We start from the raw sequence: 18285 nt of genomic DNA, 5'->3' as shown, positions 1-18285 counted from the left end.
GCAGCAGACAGCATTATGAAAGAATTGGCGACGACTTGCCGATGCCGGTAGCAATCCTTGTTCGCGTGAACCACGCACCATTGGTGACGTGTAATTCCGACAAGGCGGCAACCGATCACACTAGCAGCCTGACGATTTGCCAGGCTGATGAGCTTAGCGGTCCTGTCGCTCCGCAGGGCGCCGGCGGACGGCCAGCCGACGTGCGCGGCCTCGACCTAGGCTGCCCCGGACAAATGACCTGGCGCGAAACGCCCGCCCCAGCTCGCCAGATCAGGCGACGCCGGCGAGCGCCTTCGCCTTGGCATAATCCGCCTTGCCATTGGGCGCCCGAAGCGACTGGTTGGTCGCGACGATCATCTTGGGCAGTTTGTACCCCGCCAGGCGGTGTCGCAACACGTCGCGCGCCGCATCCTCGTCAAAGCCTTCGGACTGGACGACGGCGGCCACCGCTTGCCCCCATTTCGGATCCGGCACGCCGAATACCAGCGCGTCATCCACCTTGGGACATAATTTCAGCGCTTCCTCGACCTCCTCGGGGAAAATCTTCTCGCCGGCCGAATTGATGCACGCCGATCCGCGGCCCAGCAGGATGACGCTGCCATCCTCCGCGACCTGCGCATAATCGCCGGACACGGTGTAGCGCACGCCATCGATCAGGCGGAACGTCCGCGCGCTCTTCTCGGCGTCCTTGTGATATTCCACCGGGTTGGGAGGCCCCAGCACGACCTTGCCGGTCACGCCCGACCCGGGCACCACATCCTTGTCGTCATCGTCCAGCACCCGGCAGCGCGGTCCCACGACGAACTTCGCGGTCTCGACCGTACCGTCCTTGCTGGTCAGTGACACGCCCATGCCGATCGCCTCGGAGGAGCTGAAATTGTCCTGGCACGTCGCCTCGGGCATGTGCCGGATCAGCCCGTCCTTCACGCCTTGCGTCCACATCACGCCCGACGAATTGATCAGCCGCATCGCCGACACGTCCCAACGCTGGGGCTCCGCATCCAGCGCCTCCAGGATCGGGCGGGCAAAGGCGTCGCCCACCACCACCAGCCGGTTCGCCTGCCAGCGATCGATCGCGTCCAGCGCCTCTTCCGCGCGGAAGCTGCGGCTCGGCAGCGTCGCGACGAAGCCGCCCGCGAGCAACGATCCGTAGGATGTCAGCAGGCCGGTGCCGTGCATCAGCGGGGGGCCGCACACGGTACGCGGATAATCGGGATTGGCCGCCGCCATCGCTGCCGCCTCCTGAACGGTGGTCGGCACCGGCAGGCCCGCCGCCGCCGCCGCGCCATGCGCAATGGCGTTCAAGTCGGCATGGGTCCACACCACGCCCTTGGGCATGCCCGTCGTCCCGCCGGTATAGATGAAGAACCGGTCCTGCGGATCGCGCCCCACGGCCACCGCCTCGCCGCTGCCGGCGACCAGATCCTCGAACGCCTCGGCGAACGACGGCAAATCGCCCGGCTCTCCGCCGATCTCGACATAGCTGCGCACGTGTGGCGATCGATCCACGACCTCCGCCACGCAATCGCGCAACCGCGCATCATAGACCAGCACCGTCGCATCGCTGTCGGCCAGGATATAGGCCAGTTCCTCGGCGACATAGCGATAGTTGACGTTGACGTGCGTGCCGCGCGCCTTCCAGCACGCCATCAGCGCGACAAGATAGTCGGCCGAATTATAGGCATAGAAGGCGAACCGGTCGCCCGGTTTCAGCCCGCGTTCGATCAGAGCGCGCGCCAGATTGTTCGACTGGATACGCAGCGCGTTCCAGTCGATCACCTGGTCGCCATGGGCCAGCGCCACCCGGTCACCCGGCACTGCGGCCTCGACCGCCTCGATCAGGTCACCGAAGTTGAAGCTCATGCCGCCTGCTCCGCCGGCTTGGTCTCGGCCGGCTTCGCCTTGCCCCAATATTCGTCGCGCAGCAGCCGCTTGTAGAGCTTGCCCGTGTCGTGCCGCGGCAATTCCTCGCGGAAATCCCAGCGGCGCGGCGATTTGACGTGGCTGAGGTTGGCGCGCGCATATTGCGACAGCTCCGCTGCCAGCGCCTCGCGGTCTTCCAGCGGATCCTTGGGCTGGATCACGGCCACCACTTCCTCGCCCATCTCCTCGTGCGGCGCACCGATCACTGCGACATCGGCGACCTTGGGATGGGTGATCAGCAGGTTCTCGATCTCCGCCGGATAGATGTTCACCCCGCCCGAAATGATCATGAAGCTCTTGCGGTCGGTGAGGTAGAGATACCCTTCCTCGTCCATCCAGCCCACATCACCCAGCGTGGTCCAGCCGCGCGCGTTGGTGCTGTCCTTCGTCTTTTCGGGATCGTTGTGATAGCTGAACGGCGCCGCGCCCGTCGGGTTCAGGTCCGTCACCGGCGCCTCGAAATAGATCGTACCCTCCGTGCGCGGCGGCACCTCGTTGCCGTCCTCGTCGCAGATATGCGTGATCGTGGTCAGGTTGCGGCCGACCGATCCCTTGTGGGTCAGCCATTCCGGCGACAGGATGTTGTGGAATCCATTGCCCTCGGTCCCGGCATAATATTCGCCGATGATCGGGCCCCACCATTCGATCATCGCTTCCTTCACCGGCACCGGGCACGGCGCGGCGGCGTGCCACACCGCCTTCAGCGAGGAGACATCGAACTTCTTGCGCACGTCCTCCGGCAATTTCAGCATGCGGATGAAATGCGTCGGCACCCATTGCGCATGGGTCACCTTGTGGGTCTCGATCGCTTCCAGCGCCTTTTCGGGATCGAAGCGCTCCATGACGATCACCGTGCCGCCAAGCTGCTGCACCGCCATCGACCAGCGCAGCGGCGCCGCGTGATACAGCGGCGCTGGCGACAGATAGACCATGTCGGGATTGAACCCGTAGAGCCCCTGCCCGATCGCGGCGAGCGGCGAGACGTTCTCGCCATAGGGCTCCTCCGGCAACGCAAAGCGCACGCCCTTGGGCTTGCCCGTCGTGCCCGAGGAATAAAGCATGATCTGCCCCGGCGACGGATCGGCGATCGCCGTTTCCGGCTGCCCGCGGGCGGCATCCTCCCAGCTCTCATAGCCTTCGATGGTGCCGTCGACCATGAAACGGTCCAGATCGCCGACCAGCGGCAGCAGCGCCTCCGCACAAGCCGCGCACCCCTTGGACGCGATCAGCGCGCGGCAATCGCCGTCGCGAATGATATATTCCGCCTCACTCGCCATCAGCTTCGACGAGATGCAGGTGAGATAGACGCCGGCGCGCTCCGCCGCCCACACCACTTCGAAATAGCGCGGCGAATTGTCCATCATCAGCGCAATGGCATCGCCACGCTTCAGGCCGAGTGAGCGGATCAGATGCGCACCCTGGTTCGCGCGCGCATCGAGCTGGGCGAAAGTAACCGTCTCGCCGGTTCCCGCCATGACATAGGCGGCTTTGTCGGGCGTGGCGGCGGCATGCTTGTACGGGTGCGTCATCATTCTCTCCGCCGCGGCGGGCGCTATCGGCCCGCTCGCGGTCTTGCTTCTGCTTGGATCAGGCGGCCAGGCGTTCGACGATGATCGCCGGCGCCATGCCACCTGCGGCACACATGGTGACGAGGCCGTAGCGCTTTTCCTGGCGCTCCAGTTCGTCGACGATCGTGCCGATCAGGATCGATCCGGTCGCGCCGATCGGGTGGCCGAGCGCGATCGAGCCGCCGTTCACGTTCACCTTGTCACGCGGCAGTTCGAGGTCGCGGATGAACTTCTCGGACACCACGGCAAACGCCTCGTTGATCTCCCAAAGGTCGATGTCCTCCTTCTTGAGGCCCGCCTTCTCCAGCACCTTCTTCGCCGCCGGCACCGGCGCGTTCAGCATCAGCGTGGGATCGTCACCGATGTTCGCCATCGCAACGATGCGCGCGCGCGGCTTCCAGCCCATCTTCTCGGCATATTCCTTGGATGCCAGCAGCACCGCCGCCGCACCATCGACCACGCCCGACGAATTGCCGGCGTGGTGGAAATGCTGGATCTCCAGGTCCGGATACTTGCGGTTGATCTGCTTGCGGAACGTGTCGCCCGACTTGTTGTACGGCACGTCGGCCAGCGCCGCGAACGACGGCTTCAGGCTCGCAAGCCCTTCGGCGGTGGTCTGCGGGCGCGGGAATTCGTCATGGTCGAGGACGACATTGCCCTCATCGTCCACCACCGGCACGATCGACTTGTTGAACCGGCCCTCGGCAATCGCCTTCGCTGCCTTCTGCTGGCTTTCGAGGCCGGCATTGTCGAGCTGCTCGCGCGTGAAGCCTTCCATGCTGGCGATCGCGTCGCCGCAAATGCCCTGGTGCGACTGCGGGTGGTTGATGTTCAGGCGCTCGTTGCCCGAACCCATGCCCAGCGGCGGCTTGCCGCTTTCCATGTCTTCCTGGCCCATCGCTGCGGTCAGGCTCATCATCTCGGTACCACCGGCGATGACGCAATCTTCCATGCCGCTCATGATCTGCGCCGCGGCGAAGTTCACCGCGGTGATGCCGCCGCCGCAGAAGCGGTCGAGCGTGGTGCCCGATGCCTTGACGTCATAGCCGGCGTCCAGCGCCGCCATGCGGCCCATGTCGCCGCCCTGCTTGCCGCGCTGCGAGCTGGTCGACCAGATGATGTCGTCCACTTCGGCAGTATTCAGGTTGTTGCGCTCTTTCAGCGCCTTCAGAACCGTGGCGGCAAGATGCTGCGGGTGCATGTGCGCCAGCGCACCCTTGCCCTGCTTGCCGATCCCGCGCGGCGTACGAACGGCGTCGATGATGTAAGCGTCGGCCATTGCTTCCAAACCTCTCCAGATATCCCACCCCGACCGGCCCTTTACCGGCGCGGATTTCCGGCATAACCTTCGTTATGGTAGACAGGATGTCAAGCGTGCCGCCAGCCGCCACAGGACCAGTGCTCGCGTCACGCTCCCCCGATCTCACACCGCGCGACTGGCTGGAGGCGGGGCAGTCGCTGCTGCGCCGCGGCGGTCTGCGCGCCCTGAAGCTGCGCCCGCTGGCGGAGGAGCTGAAGGTTTCGACCGGCAGCTTCTACCACCACTTCCGCGATTTCGACGATTACCAGGGGAAGCTTGCGGCCTATTTCGCGGAGGATCAGGTCAGTGATCTGATCGCCGCGCTGGAACGGGCCACGCCCGAGCCGATCGACCGCATCCGGTTGCTGGGACAGACCGTCCGTCGGCGCGGCTCGTCCCGACTCGCGGTGGCGATGCGTGCCTGGGCGGAAAGCGATCCGCGCGCCCGCCTTGCCGTCGAACGGCATGACGAACTGATGCTGGATTTCCTGGCCCGAAACCTGACGGCCATCGGCTTCAGCCGCGAGGAGGCGGAGGTGCGCGCCTACGGCCTCATCACGCTCGGCCTCAGCAAGGTGCATGCGCCTCACCTCGAAATGTCGAGCCTGTTCGAATCGCTGCTGGATATCCTGGTGGCGCGTCCGTGAGGGCATTGGTCGTATCCCAGCTTTCGCCCGATCTGTCGGGCACCGCCCTCATCGAAATGCCGGAGCCTGCGGCGACGCCGGGAAAGGTGCTGATCCGGGTAAAGGCCGCAGCGCTCAACTTCCCTGACCTGCTGATGACCAAGGGCGAATATCAGCTGAAACCGCCCCTCCCCTTTTCGCCGGGGATGGAAGTGGCCGGAGAGGTCATCAGCGGTGATGGCTTTGCGCCCGGTGACGAAGTGGTTGCCGGAACGCGGCTCGGCGGCTTTGCCGATGTGGTGGCGGTCGATGCCGCCGCCGTTCGGCGGAAGCCGGCGCATCTCTCCTTCGCCCAGGCCGCTGGCGTCGGCGCGGCGTATCTCACCGCTTATGTGGCGCTGGTCCGGCTGGCGCGGGTGGAGGCCGGCGAATGGGTGCTTATCCATGGCGCGACGGGCGGTGTCGGCCTGGCAGCGGTCGATCTGGCCAAGGGGCTTGGCGCCCGCGTGATCGCCACCTCCCGCTCACCTGAAAAGCTGAAGGTCGTGGCGGAGGAATATGGGGTCGACGCCACCCTCCCCGCCCCGGGCTTCCGGGATGCGGTAAAGGAACTCACCGGCGGCGGCGCCGACGTCATCTACGATCCGGTCGGCGGCGACGTGTTCGATGAATCGGTGCGTTCAATCGCCTTTGGCGGGCGGCTGTGCGTCATCGGCTTCACCTCGGGGCGTATCGCCACCGTCTCCACCAACATGCCGCTGATCAAGGGGTTCTCGGTGGTCGGCGTACGCGCGGGCGAATATGGCCGGCAGTTCCCCGAAAGAGGCCGCGAAAACCAGGAAGCGATCTGGGCGCTGGCCAACGAAGGCCGCATCCGGCCGCGCGTCCACGCCGAATATCCGCTCGCCGACTGGCGCGCCGCGTTCGACGCGATGGCGCGCAGCGACATGGTCGGAAAAATCGTGCTCGTGCCATGATCGTGCGGCGCCGGCCCACCTTCCGGCTGGCGTCCACCCGGCGACTTTTATAGCATCATCGCAGCAACAAGAATCCCGCCCAAACGGGGTCACAGAACAGAAAAGTGGAGAGGCAAGATGCCCGGTTTCGATTACGTCATCATCGGCGGGGGTTCGGCCGGCTGTGCGCTGGCGGCACGGCTCAGTGAGGATCCCGCGGTCAGCGTCTGCCTGCTCGAAGCGGGCGGCGCGAACAAGGAACTGCTGGTGCGGATGCCCGCCGGCGTCGGCAGCCTGATCAAGGCCAAGGGCAAGCACAATTGGGGTTTCTGGACCGAACCGGAGCCGCATCTCGACAACCGCCGCTTGTGGTGGCCGCGCGGCAAGGGGCTGGGCGGATCGTCCTCGATCAACGGCATGGTCTATACCCGCGGCCACCCGCAGGATTTCGACGAATGGCGCCAGATGGGGCTGACCGGCTGGTCCTGGTCCGACGTGCTGCCCTATTTCCGCAAGCTGGAGGGGCATCACCGCGGCGGCGATTATCACGGTGCAGAGGGCCCGCTCACCATCTCCGGCGGTGAGAGCGACAGCCCGTTCCACGATGCGCTGGTCGAGGCGGGCGTGCAGGCCGGCTATCGCTCCTGTGACAATTTCAACGGCGCCGACCAGGAAGGCTTCGGCCGCTACGACCTGACCATTTCCAACGGGCAGCGCTGGTCAACCGCCGCGGCCTATCTGCGCCCGGTCGAGCACCGCAAGAATTTGACCGTGATCACCGACGCACGCACCACCGGCATCGCCGTATCGGGCGGGCGCGCCGTGGCGGTCAATTACCTCCTCGGGTCGCATCAGGAGCGTGTCGAGGCCGCCCGCGAGGTCATTCTGTGCGCCGGCGCGGTGCAGAGCCCACAAACCCTGCAGCTCTCGGGCATCGGCAATGCAGCGCAGCTACGCGACGTCGGCGTGCGGCCAGTCCATGATCTTCCGGGTGTCGGCGAAAACCTGCAGGACCATCTCGACATCATCATGAGCTGGCACAGCAAGGGCCTGCTCACCGCTTATTCGCAGACCAAGGGTCTCGGGCAGCTGCGCGTGGGCCTGGAATATATGCTGCGCGGTACTGGTCTCGGCCGGCAGCAGTTCCTGGAATCAGGCGCGTTCCTCTGCTCGCGCGAGGGGCTCTCGCGTCCCGACGTGCAGATCCACGGCGTGCTGGCGATCATGAAGGATCATGGCCGGACGCGGGTGAAGTCGGATGGCTTCTCGCTTCACCTCTGCCAGCTGCGCCCGGAAAGCCGTGGTCGGATCAGCATCTCGTCGACCGATCCCAACGCCGATCCGCTGATCCACGCTAATTATCTGGCGAGCGAGGTCGACCGACGCGTCATGCGCGATTGCGTCCATATGGGCCGCGAGATCGCCTATCAGGCGGCGCTCGATCCCTATCGCGGCGCGGAATATGCGCCCGGCCGCGATATCCAGACGGATGATCAGATCGACGCCTGGATCCGCGCCAATGCGGAAACGATCTATCACCCGGTCGGCACGTGCAAGATGGGGACCGATGGCGATCCAATGGCGGTCGTCGATGAACAGCTGCGCGTGCGCGGCCTCAGCGGCCTGCGTGTGGTCGACGCCTCGGTCATGCCGACGCTGGTGGGATCGAACACCAATGCGCCGACGATCATGATCGCCGAAAAGGCCGCCGACATGATCCGCGGCATCGAAAAACCAGCCGCGCTCGCGGCCTGATCAGCCGTTCGGCCGCTCCCCGGATATTCCCCGGGGAGCGGCCAGTCGGATTACTGCATCAGTGCGGCAACGCCCGGAAGCTCGCGCCCTTCCATCCATTCCAGGAAGGCGCCGCCAGCGGTCGAGACAAAGGTGAAATCGTCCCCCACCCCGGCGTGGTTCAGCGCGGCCACCGTGTCGCCGCCACCGGCAACCGATACCAGGCTGCCGTCCACCGTCAGCGCCGCCGCCGTCTTGGCCAGCGCGACTGTCGCGGTGTCGAACGGCGGCGTCTCGAACGCGCCCAGCGGGCCGTTCCACACCAGCGTGCGGCAATTCTTCAGCACATCGCCCAGCGCCTCGACCGCGGCAGGCCCGACGTCCAGGATCATCTCATCCGCCGCGACCTCATGCACGTTCACCGTGCGCGTCGGCGGGTTCGGCTTGAACTCCTTCGCCACCACCACGTCATAGGGCAGGTGCACAGTGCAGCCGGCGCGGTCGGCCGCTTCCATGATCTCGTCGGCCGTGCCGGTCAGGTCATGCTCGCACAGGCTCTTGCCGACATTGACGCCGCGCGCCGCGAGGAAGGTGTTCGCCATCCCGCCGCCGATGATCAGGTGATCGACCTTGCCGACCAGATGCTTCAGCACCGCCAGCTTCGTCGACACCTTGGCGCCGCCGACCACCGCCGCCACCGGGTGCTCCGGCTCGCCCAGCGCCTTTTGCAGCGCGTCCAGCTCGGCCTCCATCGCACGGCCAGCGTAGGCCGGCAGCTTATGCGCCAGACCCTCGGTCGACGCGTGGGCGCGATGCGCGGCGGAAAAGGCGTCGTTGACGTACAGGTCGCCCAGCGCCGCGAAGCGGTCCACGACCTGCGGATCGTTCTTCTCTTCGCCACCGAAGAAGCGGGTATTCTCCAGCACCGCGATATCGCCGGGCTGAAGCGTGGCGACATTCGCCGCGTCGCCTTCCCAATCGACGTAGCGTACCGGGCGGCCGAGCACCGCCTCATAAGGCTTCACGATCTGCGCGAGCGACATTTCCGGGTTCGGAACGCCTTTGGGCCGGCCGAAATGCGCCAGGATCAGCACGATCGCGCCCTTGTCGGACAGTTCGCTGACGGTCGGCACCGTGGCGCGCAGCCGCGTGTCGTCGGTGACCTGCCCGTCGGCGAACGGGACGTTCAGGTCCTCGCGGACGAGAACCCGCTTGCCGCGGACGTCACCGATGTCGTCGAGCGTGCGGAATGATTTGGCCATGATTCCTCGATCCTGATTTCATCACCGACGGCAATATGGCCGCCCTGTATCACCATTGCGCATGCGCCGCCGCGCCAATCCGGTGTCAACGCGGCGCGAAGCCCCTCGGCCAGTGCTTCCATCCGCTCGCACGGATCGCATTCGCGCGTGATCTCCAGGATCACGTCGTCGCCGATCCGCACGCGGCAACCCGCCGTCTGGGGCAGGTCGAACCCGTCGACCAGCAGGTTGGCCCGGCGCTCTTCCCAGCCGATACTGTGCGCGACCTCGGTCATCGCCTGATCCCAGTCGCCGCGCTCCAGCAGGGTGATCTGCCGCTTGTGCGGCTTGCCCTTCATCGCGCCGCGAAAATCGCCGACAATCCCGCCTTCCGGCGTCACCTCGGCACTGGTCAGCAACTCCATGGGCGCTCGCGATCGCGCATGGCGCGCGATTCCGATGAGGATCCCGTTTGCCATGCACAGGTCGCCTGGTCGCCCCGGCACATCGCCGGGACGACCACACGTGTTAGCCCAGCTTCGCCATCAGCGTCGCGGTGTCGACCATGCGGTTGGAGAAGCCCCACTCATTGTCGTACCAGCTGACGACACGCACCAGCTTGCCGTCGATCACGGCCGTTTCCAGGCTGTCGACGGTCGACGAATAGGGCGTGTGAACGATGTCGATCGACACCAGCGGCTCGTCCGAGAAGTGCAGCACGCCCTTCATCGGGCCCTCCGCCGCTGCCTTCAGCAGCGCGTTGACTTCCTCGGCGCTGGTGTCGCGCTTCGGCGTGAAGGTCAGGTCGACAAGGCTGCCGTCCGGCACCGGCACGCGGATCGCCGAACCGTCCAGCTTGCCCTTCAGCTCCGGCAGCACTTCGCCCACCGCACGTGCAGCGCCCGTGGTCGTCGGGATCATGCTCATCGCCGCGGCGCGGGCACGGCGCAGGTCGGGATGGATCTGATCCAGGATCTTCTGGTCGTTGGTATAGGCGTGAACGGTGGTCATCAGGCCTCGCTCGATGCCGATCGAATCATTCAGCACCTTGGCGACCGGCGCCAGGCAGTTGGTGGTGCACGATGCGTTCGACACGATCGTGTGGCCGGCCTCCAGCTTGTCGTGGTTCACGCCATAGACGACGGTCAGGTCGACGTGCTTGCCCGGGGCGGAGATCAGCACCTTCTTGGCGCCGGCGGCGATGTGCTTCTCGCACGATGCACGATCGGTGAAGAAGCCGGTGCACTCCAGCACCAGGTCGACGCCCAGTTCCTTGTGCGGCAGGTTCGCCGGGTCGCGCTCTGCGGTCACGCGGATGTGCTTGCCGTCGATCACCAGGTCGTTGCCGACCGCCTCGACGGTGCCCGGATACTTGCCATGGACGCTGTCGCGGCTGAACAGCCAGGCATTCGACTTGGCATCAGCGAGATCGTTGATCGTCACCAGCTCGAGATCGCTGCCGCCCCGCTCCAGCATCGCACGTGCCACCAAGCGTCCGATGCGGCCGAAGCCGTTGATCGCAACCTTCGTCATAATGCCGACTCACCTCTCGTTCAGATTTTGGCGCGCTGTTGCAAGAGAAGCATGATGCGTCAACCGGAGCAGCGACAGCTGTGGTTTACGCGGAAGCGCGGGGGTTGCCGTTGCGGCACCGCGATCCTAATCCTGATGCATGACACAAAGTGACGCTGTGACGCGGATCCACGCCGCGATCAGGCGCATCGAGGCAGCCATCGATAGTCGTGAGCAGCAGACAGAGGCGCTGCGCAAGCGGCATGCCGCCTTGCGCGACGAAGTGGCCCAGGCGGTCGCCGCCATCGACACGCTCGTCGCGGCGCAAGACGGCGCTGACGCCTCCGCCGCGCCGGACGCTCGCTGATGGCGCGCGTAACTCTCGATATCGGCGGCACGCGCTGGACGGTGAACACCCGCGATGGCGGCGAGGCGGAGGTGAATCGCCTCGGCGGCATCGTTGCCGAACGCTGGCCGACGGCGCTTCGCGCGGCCGGCGACGGCGGTATCCCGCAGGCGCTGCTGCTCACCGCGCTGATGCTCGCCGATGAACTGAGCGAGGCGCAGGCGGCGCTGGCGGATCAGACCGCGCGCCTCGAATCTCAATCGGTGCAGATCGAGGAGCAATCCGCGCTGATCGACGCGCAGACGGCGCAGCTGGAGGAACAATCCGCGCTGCTCGACGCACAGACCGCGCAGTTCAGCGATCAGTCGGCCCGGATTGAAGCCCGGTCCACCGCGCCGGAAGCGGCGCCCGACGGCGGCGTCGATCTCGATACGCTGGTCGCCATCGCGGAACGGCTGGAGGGTTTGGCACAGGCCCTTGAGCAACACGGCGGGAATGACTAGATCAGGCGTGACGGGTACTGCCCGGTACGAGCCCTTAATATCCCTGAGGCTATTCATCATCCAAAGGGGGCTGTCCCTGCCCGGACCCTGGTCCGACGTACATGGTCCCCACCTGACGTACCGTGCGTCAGTGGATATCCCGGCAAACGGCCATGGCGGTCCCGTCACCCGCCTCCTCGCATCATGAACGAAGCGCCGCTCGACAAGCAGGCATTGCGCCGCGCCGCCCGCTCGGCGCGTCAGGCGCTCGATTCACCTCCTCCCGTCATCACACCCCGTGCGGAACTCGCCGCGCTGCTTGTGCCGGGCATGACGGTGGCCAGCTATGCGCCAGTGGGAAGCGAGGCAGACCCGCAGCCTTTGGTCGACGCTGCAATCGCGGCCGGTTGCCGGATCGCGCTTCCCCATGTCGTCGATCACGAAACGCCGATGCGCTTTCTGTATTGGGAACCCGGCACGCCGCTCACAACCGGCCCGTTCAACCTCCGCCAACCGGATGCGGTGGCTGGCGTCGCATCGCCCGACCTGATCCTCACACCGCTCGTCGCCTTTGATCGAACGCTCGCGCGGCTCGGTCAGGGCGCCGGCCACTATGATCGCGCCTTTGCCGCCCATCCGGCTGCGCGACGCATCGGGGTTGCCTTTTCGGTGCAGGAGGTCGAACGGCTGCCGACCGATCCGTGGGACGTGCCGCTCCATGCGATCATCACCGAACAGGAATGGATCACCTCATGACGCCGTCTTGGCGCAAGCCGGTGGGGATGCTCGCCATCCTCCTCCTCATCGCCGTCTGGTGCGGACTGATCGTCAGCTTTTCCAACACCGTCAGCCAGTGGCACGCGCTGGTGCAGGCGCTGTTTTACGTCGTCACCGGCATCATCTGGATCACCCCGCTGAAGCCGCTGCTGCGCTGGATGGAGACTGGCCGCTGGCGCTAAGTCGCGGCGGCGGCCCCTCACCGACGATCTGGCCATAGGCTGATCAAACGAGGCCGATCTTCTCCGCCAGCAGGCCGCTTCTCTCCGTAAACCACCCTTTCTGTTCCGCTTTTGTTCCGCTAACATGATCGTAGAATCGATTATGCGGAAACCACGCCCCCACCGCGGCGCGACCATCAACCCGGTCAGCGAGCGCTTCAATCTCGCCTCCAGAGAGTTGGACGGCGACTGGCTCGATGCGCGCGACGCGATCGATGGGCCCCCGCCTGCGACCCGCACCACCGTCCAGCGTCTGTCGCCTAAGACCATCATTTCGCACAACAAAAGCCCCGACGTGCCGTTCGAACGCAGCATCAATCCGTACGTTGGATGTGAACATGGCTGCATCTATTGCTTCGCCCGCCCCTCCCACGCCTTCCACGATCTCTCCCCTGGGCTGGACTTCGAGACAAAGCTCTTCGTGAAACCGGATGCCCCCCGGCTGCTGCGCGAGGAACTGGCCAAACCCAGCTACCGCTGCGTCCCCATCGCGCTGGGTACCAACACCGATCCTTATCAGCCGATCGAGGCACAATGGCAGGTCATGCGCGGCATCATCGAGGTGCTCGCCGCCTGCAACCATCCGCTTGTAATCACGACCAAATCCGACCGGGTGGTCAGGGACATCGACCTGCTGGCGCCGATGGCCGAGCGTAATCTCGTTAGCGTCGCCATCTCGATCACCTCGCTTGATCCGCGCGTCGGGCTGACCATCGAACCGCGCGCACCGCATCCGGAACGGCGGCTCAAGGCCGTGACGCAACTGACCGCCGCAGGCATTCCGACCTACGTCAACATGGCTCCCGTCATCCCGGCGCTCACGGACCATGAGGTAGAAACGATCGTTGCGCGCGCGGCGGCCGCGGGCGCGCTCGACGTCTCATTCATTCCGGTGCGCCTGCCCTGGGAGGTTGCTCCGCTATTCCGCGCATGGCTGGACGAACACTTTCCGGACCGCGCGGGCAAGGTGATGGCGACGATCGCCGCCATGCGCGGCGGCAGGGACAATGATCCTGGCTTCTTCACGCGTATGCGCGGGCAAGGGCCGTGGGCGGACCTTCTCAGGACCCGTTTTGACATCGCCCGCAAGCGGCACGGCATTACGCGCCGTGCGCGGCGCCTTGGGCTGACCACCGATCTATTCCGGCCGCCCGCTGGTGCTCAGGGTGAATTGTTCGGCTGAGCCGGCCGTGGCCGCTCAGAACCGGGTGGTAGCGCCCAGGAAGATCGTCGCCCGATCGGCATCACCGCTGAACCCGATGCGGGTACCCGCATCGAGCATCACATTCTCCTCGAGCAGCCAGGTGAACCCTGTCGATGCAATCGCCTGATAGGCACCCGCACGGCCGCCGCCTGCCCCCTCCCGCACGATGCCGACATATTCGATGTAGCCGGATAGCGGGCCGGCGATGCTGTGACCCAGCGATGCGGTGTGAACCAGATCGATGCCGTATTGATGTTGATCGTCGTGATAGACGAGATCGGCCTCTATCATCGTCCCCAGGTTGAAATCCCCCGGCAGATCAACCGCCACCGGAAAGATCAGGCCGCCCTCGACATGGCCGTTCGACAAGCCGCCCGTTCCGGTCGGCACCTTGATATAGGGAATGATTCCCAGCGCCACGCCGTCCCCGTCATTCCCCTGCAGGTTGACCTTGAAGCGCAGCAGCGTCTCGTCGCCGATCCCGGCCTCCACTCCGTCGTCGCCGCGCACCCGCTGGTAAGGCGTGAAGAACAACTCAAGTTCTAGCTGATGGAGTACGCCGACCCGGATTTCCACCGGGGCGACGTCCAGCGTGCGGCTGCGATCACGCCCCAGCGTATATTCCGCCGCGCTCAGCTCGAGCTGAACATGCCCCGGATCAACCGTATAGGGGCTTTCGGTGACGTTCGGCCGGTCGGGGTTGAACGAACGCAGCTCCGCCGGAGGAGTCGGGCGGGACAAGGAATACCGCACCGTAGGGCGCGCTTCCTGCTCCACTTGCTCTGGAGGCGGCCCTGCATCGGCTGCAGCGAGTAGCAGGAGCGCGCCTAAGAGCATCATCCGACCAACGAGAGCCGTGTTTCGGACTGGCGCAATGTCACTGTGTCAACGCCAGGCAGTTCCTCGATCCGGTGCACCAGTTCCAGATCAAGAAGGAAATCCCGGCCCAACAACAGCGTCGCTTTGCCCGCCGCGACGTCGTCACCAACGGGCGCCCGCAGGATCACTTCACCGCGCGCGCCGCGCTGATGTTCAAGCAGCGCCGCTAGCGCCGGCAATGCGGACGCGGATTGCACCACGACCTCGACGACGAACCTGGCCTGAGATGCAAGCGTCTCGAACGGCTGAAGGCGCTTCACCGTCACCCGCGGCGTTTCCTCGCCCGGCCGCCGGTCCAGCTCGACTGTGGCGAGCCCACAGCCACCCGCGCGCGCCGCTTCCTCCAGATCGCCGGCCACGGCATCGTCGAAGCATGTGGCGACGAACTGACCGCTCTGATCGCTAAGCGTTGCCATGAGATATCGCTTACCCCGCGCCGACGTTCTCCAGCGCGCGTCCTCGACCAGAACCGCCATGGTGGCACCGGCGCGCGTTCCATCGTCCGGGATCGCGAGTTCGGCAAGCGCCGTGTAAAGTCGGGCGCCGTGGGATTTAGCCAGATGGGCGTGCCGATCAACCGGATGCGCGGAAAAGTAGAAGCCGAACGCTTCCTTTTCCTGCTCCATCCGTTCCGACATGCTCCAGCGTGCCGATGCGGGAAGCTTGATCGCGTCGCCAGCGGGCTCGGCATCACCAAACAGTCCGCCTTGCCCGCTGATCTTGGCATCGTGCGTTCGCGCGGCGACCGCCAGCATCGTCTCCGCCACGGCATGGACGCCAGCCCGATTGGGCTCGATCTCATCGAATGCGCCGGCCGCCGCCAGCGTTTCCAGCTGCCGCTTGTTGATCAGCCGCGGGTCGACACGATGGGCTAGGTCGTCGAGCCGGGCAAACGGCCCGCCTGCATCACGCTCGGCTACCAGCCGCTCCATCGCGCCCTCGCCGACGGATTTCAGCGCCGCCAGCGCATATCTTACGGCTGGCCCGTCCTCATCGATCTCGACATCGAAGTCGGCCTGACTGCGATTGATGTCGGGCGGCAGCACGCGAACCTGCATTCGACGCATGTCGTCGCAGAAGATCGCCAGCTTGTCGGTCTGATGAATGTCATACGCCATCGACGCCGCGAAGAATTCGTGCGGGTAGTGCGCCTTCAGCCACGCCGTCTGATAGGCGAGCAGCGCATAGGCCGCGGCGTGGCTCTTGTTGAAACCGTATCCGGCGAACTTGTCGATCAAGTCGAATAGTGCATTCGCTCGATCGGCGGGTATCTGATTATGGTTCGCGCAGCCTTCGACGAAGGTCGCGCGCTGGGCGTCCATCTCTGCCTTGATCTTCTTGCCCATGGCGCGCCGCAACAGGTCTGCGCCGCCGAGCGAATAGCCGGCCAGCACCTGTGCGGCCTGCATCACCTGTTCCTGATAGACGAAAATCCCGTAGGTCTCGGCGAGGATCGGCTCCAGCAGCGGATGGGGATAATCGATCGCCTCCGTTCCCTGCTTACGGCGGCCGAACGACGGGATATTGTCCATCGGGCCGGGACGATAAAGCGAAACGAGCGCGATGATGTCGCCGAAGTTCGTCGGCCGCACCGCGGACAGCGTGCGCCGCATGCCCTCCGATTCCAGCTGGAACACGCCAACCGTGTCACCCTTCTGGAGCAGCGCGTAGACCGCCTCGTCATCCCAGGACAGGGCATCCAGATCGACACGAATGCCGCGCTTGTCGAGCAGCTGCACCGCGCGCTTCAGCACCGACAGCGTCTTCAGTCCCAGGAAGTCGAACTTCACCAGGCCCGCACCCTCGACATATTTCATGTCGAACTGAGTGACCGGCATGTCCGACCGCGGATCGCGATATAGCGGGACGAGCTGCGACAGTGGACGATCGCCGATCACAACACCCGCGGCATGGGTGGATGAGTGGCGCGGCAACCCCTCCAGCTGCATCGCCAAATCCAGCAGATGGCGGACCTGATTGTCGTTGGCGTACTCACGGTGCAGTTCGGCCACGCCGTCGATCGCGCGCTTCAGCGTCCACGGATCAGTCGGGTGATTGGGAACCAGCTTGGCCAGACGATCGACCTGACCGTAGCTCATCTGAAGGACACGGCCGGTGTCCTTCAGAACGGCGCGTGCCTTGAGCTTACCGAAGGTGATGATCTGCGCCACCTGATCGCGGCCGTATTTCTCCTGCACGTAGCGGATCACCTCGCCGCGCCGCGTTTCGCAGAAATCGATGTCAAAGTCCGGCATCGACACGCGCTCGGGATTGAGGAAGCGTTCGAACAGCAGGCCGAGATGCAGCGGATCGAGATCAGTGATCGTCAACGCCCAGGCAACGACCGATCCTGCGCCCGAACCACGCCCCGGACCCACCGGAATGTCATTAGACTTCGCCCATTGGATGAAGTCAGCGACGATCAGGAAGTAGCCCGGGAACCCCATCTGGATGATGACATCCAGCTCAAAGTCCAGCCGCTTTCGATAGGCATCCTGCCAGCCATCGGCGAGTGGCTCCGTGGCCAGTTCGGCGATCCGCTTCAGCCGCGCGTCCAGCCCGGCGTGGGACCGTTCGCGCAGCATCGTCGCCTCGCCTTCGCGATCACCGGCAAGGCTGGGCAGGATCGGCTTGCGCTTGGGGGCGGCGACGGCGCAGCGCTGCGCCACGATCAACGTATTGGCGATGGCTTCCGGAAGATCCGCGAACAGCGCCTTCATTTCCTCCGCCGGCTTCATCCAGGCGTCCGGCGAGCTGCGCGGCCGGTCATCGCTTTCGACATAGGTCGAGTGAGCGATGCACAACATCGCGTCGTGCGCCGGCCCGAAGCCGCGCTCGGCAAAGCAGCAAGGATTGGTGGCGACGAGCGGCAGATCCTTGTCGTACGCCAGGTCGATCAACGCTGTTTCCGCGCGCTCCTCCACCTCGTTGCCGCGGCGACTGAGTTCGACGTACAGCCGATCACCGAACAGCTCGCTGAGCCGTTCCGCATAGGCGAGCGCACGTGCCGGCTGATCTTCCGCGAACAATCGCGCCAGCGTCCCCTCACCCCCAGCCGTTAGCGCGATCAGACCATCGGTGAAGCGCGCGAGAGTGGCGAGGTCGACATGCGGCGCGAGATCGATTGGCCGATCGAGGTGCGCGCGGCTCACAAGTTCACAAAGATTGTCGTAACCGCGTTCATCCTGCGCATAGAGCGCCAGCCAGTCGACCATTGGCGCCACCCCATCCGGCAGGTCAGGACGCGCCACGCCCAGCATCGTGCCGATGACCGGCTGGACCCCTTCGGCGAACGCCGCGTCGGAAAACGCCATGGCCGCGTACAGCCCGTTGCGATCGGTGAGGGCAGCCGCGGGAAAGCCGCGTTTGGCCGCCCGCTTGGCGATTTCCTTCGGCTCGATCGCCCCGTCGAGCATCGTGTAGGAGGAGAAGATGCGGAGCGGAACGAACCCGGAATGCGGCATTACCGAAGGCTACCGTAATTGTCCTGATTCGACCAGCGGCAGCGCGATGGCA

At 65.3% G+C, this 18285-nt stretch carries 16 protein-coding genes; 8 read left to right on the top strand and 8 right to left on the bottom strand.

Annotated elements, in window-relative coordinates:
* Window positions 1-270: 270 nt before the first annotated feature.
* The 3 genes from K0S66_RS05060 to K0S66_RS05050 are packed head-to-tail and all read right to left on the bottom strand — an operon-like array spanning window position 271 to window position 4770.
* Window positions 271-1863, bottom strand: coding sequence for an AMP-binding protein (locus tag K0S66_RS05060; RefSeq protein ID WP_301074076.1), 1593 nt, complete (start codon window positions 1861-1863; stop codon window positions 271-273).
* Window positions 1860-3452 (bottom strand): acyl-CoA synthetase, encoded by a 1593-nt coding sequence (locus tag K0S66_RS05055; RefSeq protein WP_301074075.1) that lies wholly within the window; start codon window positions 3450-3452, stop codon window positions 1860-1862. The genes K0S66_RS05060 and K0S66_RS05055 overlap by 4 nt, the downstream gene beginning before the upstream one ends.
* Window positions 3453-3510: 58 nt before the next feature.
* Window positions 3511-4770, bottom strand: coding sequence for an acetyl-CoA C-acetyltransferase (locus K0S66_RS05050; protein WP_301074074.1), 1260 nt, complete (start codon window positions 4768-4770; stop codon window positions 3511-3513).
* A gap of 95 nt (window positions 4771-4865) precedes the next feature.
* Here K0S66_RS05050 and K0S66_RS05045 point away from each other — a divergent pair, with 95 nt between their 5' ends.
* The 3 genes from K0S66_RS05045 (at window position 4866) to K0S66_RS05035 (ending at window position 8128) form a co-directional block, all read left to right on the top strand.
* Complete coding sequence (locus K0S66_RS05045; protein WP_301074073.1) at window positions 4866-5438, top strand: TetR/AcrR family transcriptional regulator; 573 nt, start codon at window positions 4866-4868, stop codon at window positions 5436-5438.
* On the top strand, window positions 5435-6394 hold the full coding sequence (locus tag K0S66_RS05040) for an NADPH:quinone oxidoreductase family protein (RefSeq protein WP_301074072.1): 960 nt from the start codon (window positions 5435-5437) through the stop codon (window positions 6392-6394). The genes K0S66_RS05045 and K0S66_RS05040 overlap by 4 nt, the downstream gene beginning before the upstream one ends.
* A 117-nt stretch (window positions 6395-6511) precedes the next feature.
* Window positions 6512-8128: a choline dehydrogenase gene (locus tag K0S66_RS05035; RefSeq protein ID WP_301074070.1), complete on the top strand. Its 1617-nt coding sequence runs from the start codon at window positions 6512-6514 to the stop codon at window positions 8126-8128.
* Window positions 8129-8178: 50 nt separating this feature from the next.
* On the opposite strand, the gene K0S66_RS05030 is transcribed toward K0S66_RS05035, so the two are convergent.
* The 3 genes from K0S66_RS05030 to gap form a co-directional block, all read right to left on the bottom strand.
* A complete protein-coding gene (locus K0S66_RS05030; protein ID WP_301074069.1) occupies window positions 8179-9369 on the bottom strand; it encodes a phosphoglycerate kinase in 1191 nt (396 codons plus the stop codon).
* Window positions 9294-9773, bottom strand: a complete 480-nt coding sequence (locus tag K0S66_RS05025) for an MOSC domain-containing protein (RefSeq protein WP_366520776.1) — start codon at window positions 9771-9773, stop codon at window positions 9294-9296. Before K0S66_RS05025 ends, K0S66_RS05030 begins: the two co-directional genes overlap by 76 nt.
* 103 nt (window positions 9774-9876) lie before the next feature.
* Window positions 9877-10884, bottom strand: a complete 1008-nt coding sequence (gene gap, locus K0S66_RS05020; RefSeq protein ID WP_301074281.1) for a type I glyceraldehyde-3-phosphate dehydrogenase — start codon at window positions 10882-10884, stop codon at window positions 9877-9879.
* 136 nt (window positions 10885-11020) lie between these two features.
* Here gap and K0S66_RS05015 point away from each other — a divergent pair, with 136 nt between their 5' ends.
* The 5 genes from K0S66_RS05015 to K0S66_RS04995 all read left to right on the top strand — a co-directional run bounded on the left by K0S66_RS05015 (window position 11021) and on the right by K0S66_RS04995 (window position 13869).
* Window positions 11021-11227 carry a hypothetical protein gene (locus K0S66_RS05015; protein WP_301074068.1) on the top strand — a complete coding sequence of 69 codons (207 nt, stop codon included), beginning with the start codon at window positions 11021-11023 and terminating at the stop codon, window positions 11225-11227.
* Entirely contained in the window at window positions 11227-11709 is a 483-nt protein-coding gene (gene zapA / locus K0S66_RS05010) for a cell division protein ZapA (RefSeq protein ID WP_301074067.1), read from the top strand. Before K0S66_RS05015 ends, zapA begins: the two co-directional genes overlap by 1 nt.
* 183 nt (window positions 11710-11892) lie before the next feature.
* Entirely contained in the window at window positions 11893-12444 is a 552-nt protein-coding gene (locus K0S66_RS05005; protein ID WP_301074066.1) for a 5-formyltetrahydrofolate cyclo-ligase, read from the top strand.
* Window positions 12441-12647 (top strand): DUF2842 domain-containing protein, encoded by a 207-nt coding sequence (locus K0S66_RS05000; RefSeq protein WP_301074065.1) that lies wholly within the window; start codon window positions 12441-12443, stop codon window positions 12645-12647. The genes K0S66_RS05005 and K0S66_RS05000 overlap by 4 nt, the downstream gene beginning before the upstream one ends.
* 142 nt (window positions 12648-12789) lie before the next feature.
* Window positions 12790-13869, top strand: a complete 1080-nt coding sequence (locus K0S66_RS04995) for a PA0069 family radical SAM protein (RefSeq protein ID WP_301074064.1) — start codon at window positions 12790-12792, stop codon at window positions 13867-13869.
* A 15-nt stretch (window positions 13870-13884) separates the two neighbouring features.
* On the opposite strand, the gene K0S66_RS04990 is transcribed toward K0S66_RS04995, so the two are convergent.
* Together K0S66_RS04990 and dnaE are read right to left on the bottom strand one after the other, a co-directional pair.
* Entirely contained in the window at window positions 13885-14730 is an 846-nt protein-coding gene (locus K0S66_RS04990; protein ID WP_301074063.1) for a transporter, read from the bottom strand.
* Complete coding sequence (dnaE, locus tag K0S66_RS04985; protein WP_301074062.1) at window positions 14727-18233, bottom strand: DNA polymerase III subunit alpha; 3507 nt, start codon at window positions 18231-18233, stop codon at window positions 14727-14729. Before dnaE ends, K0S66_RS04990 begins: the two co-directional genes overlap by 4 nt.
* Window positions 18234-18285 lie beyond the last annotated feature (52 nt).

Source organism: Sphingomonas sp. (genome assembly GCF_029239295.1).
Taxonomy (GTDB): Bacteria; Pseudomonadota; Alphaproteobacteria; order Sphingomonadales; family Sphingomonadaceae; genus Sphingomonas.
The sequence above is the reverse complement of the archived record's forward strand: the minus strand, read 5'-3'. Positions and strand labels throughout refer to the sequence as shown.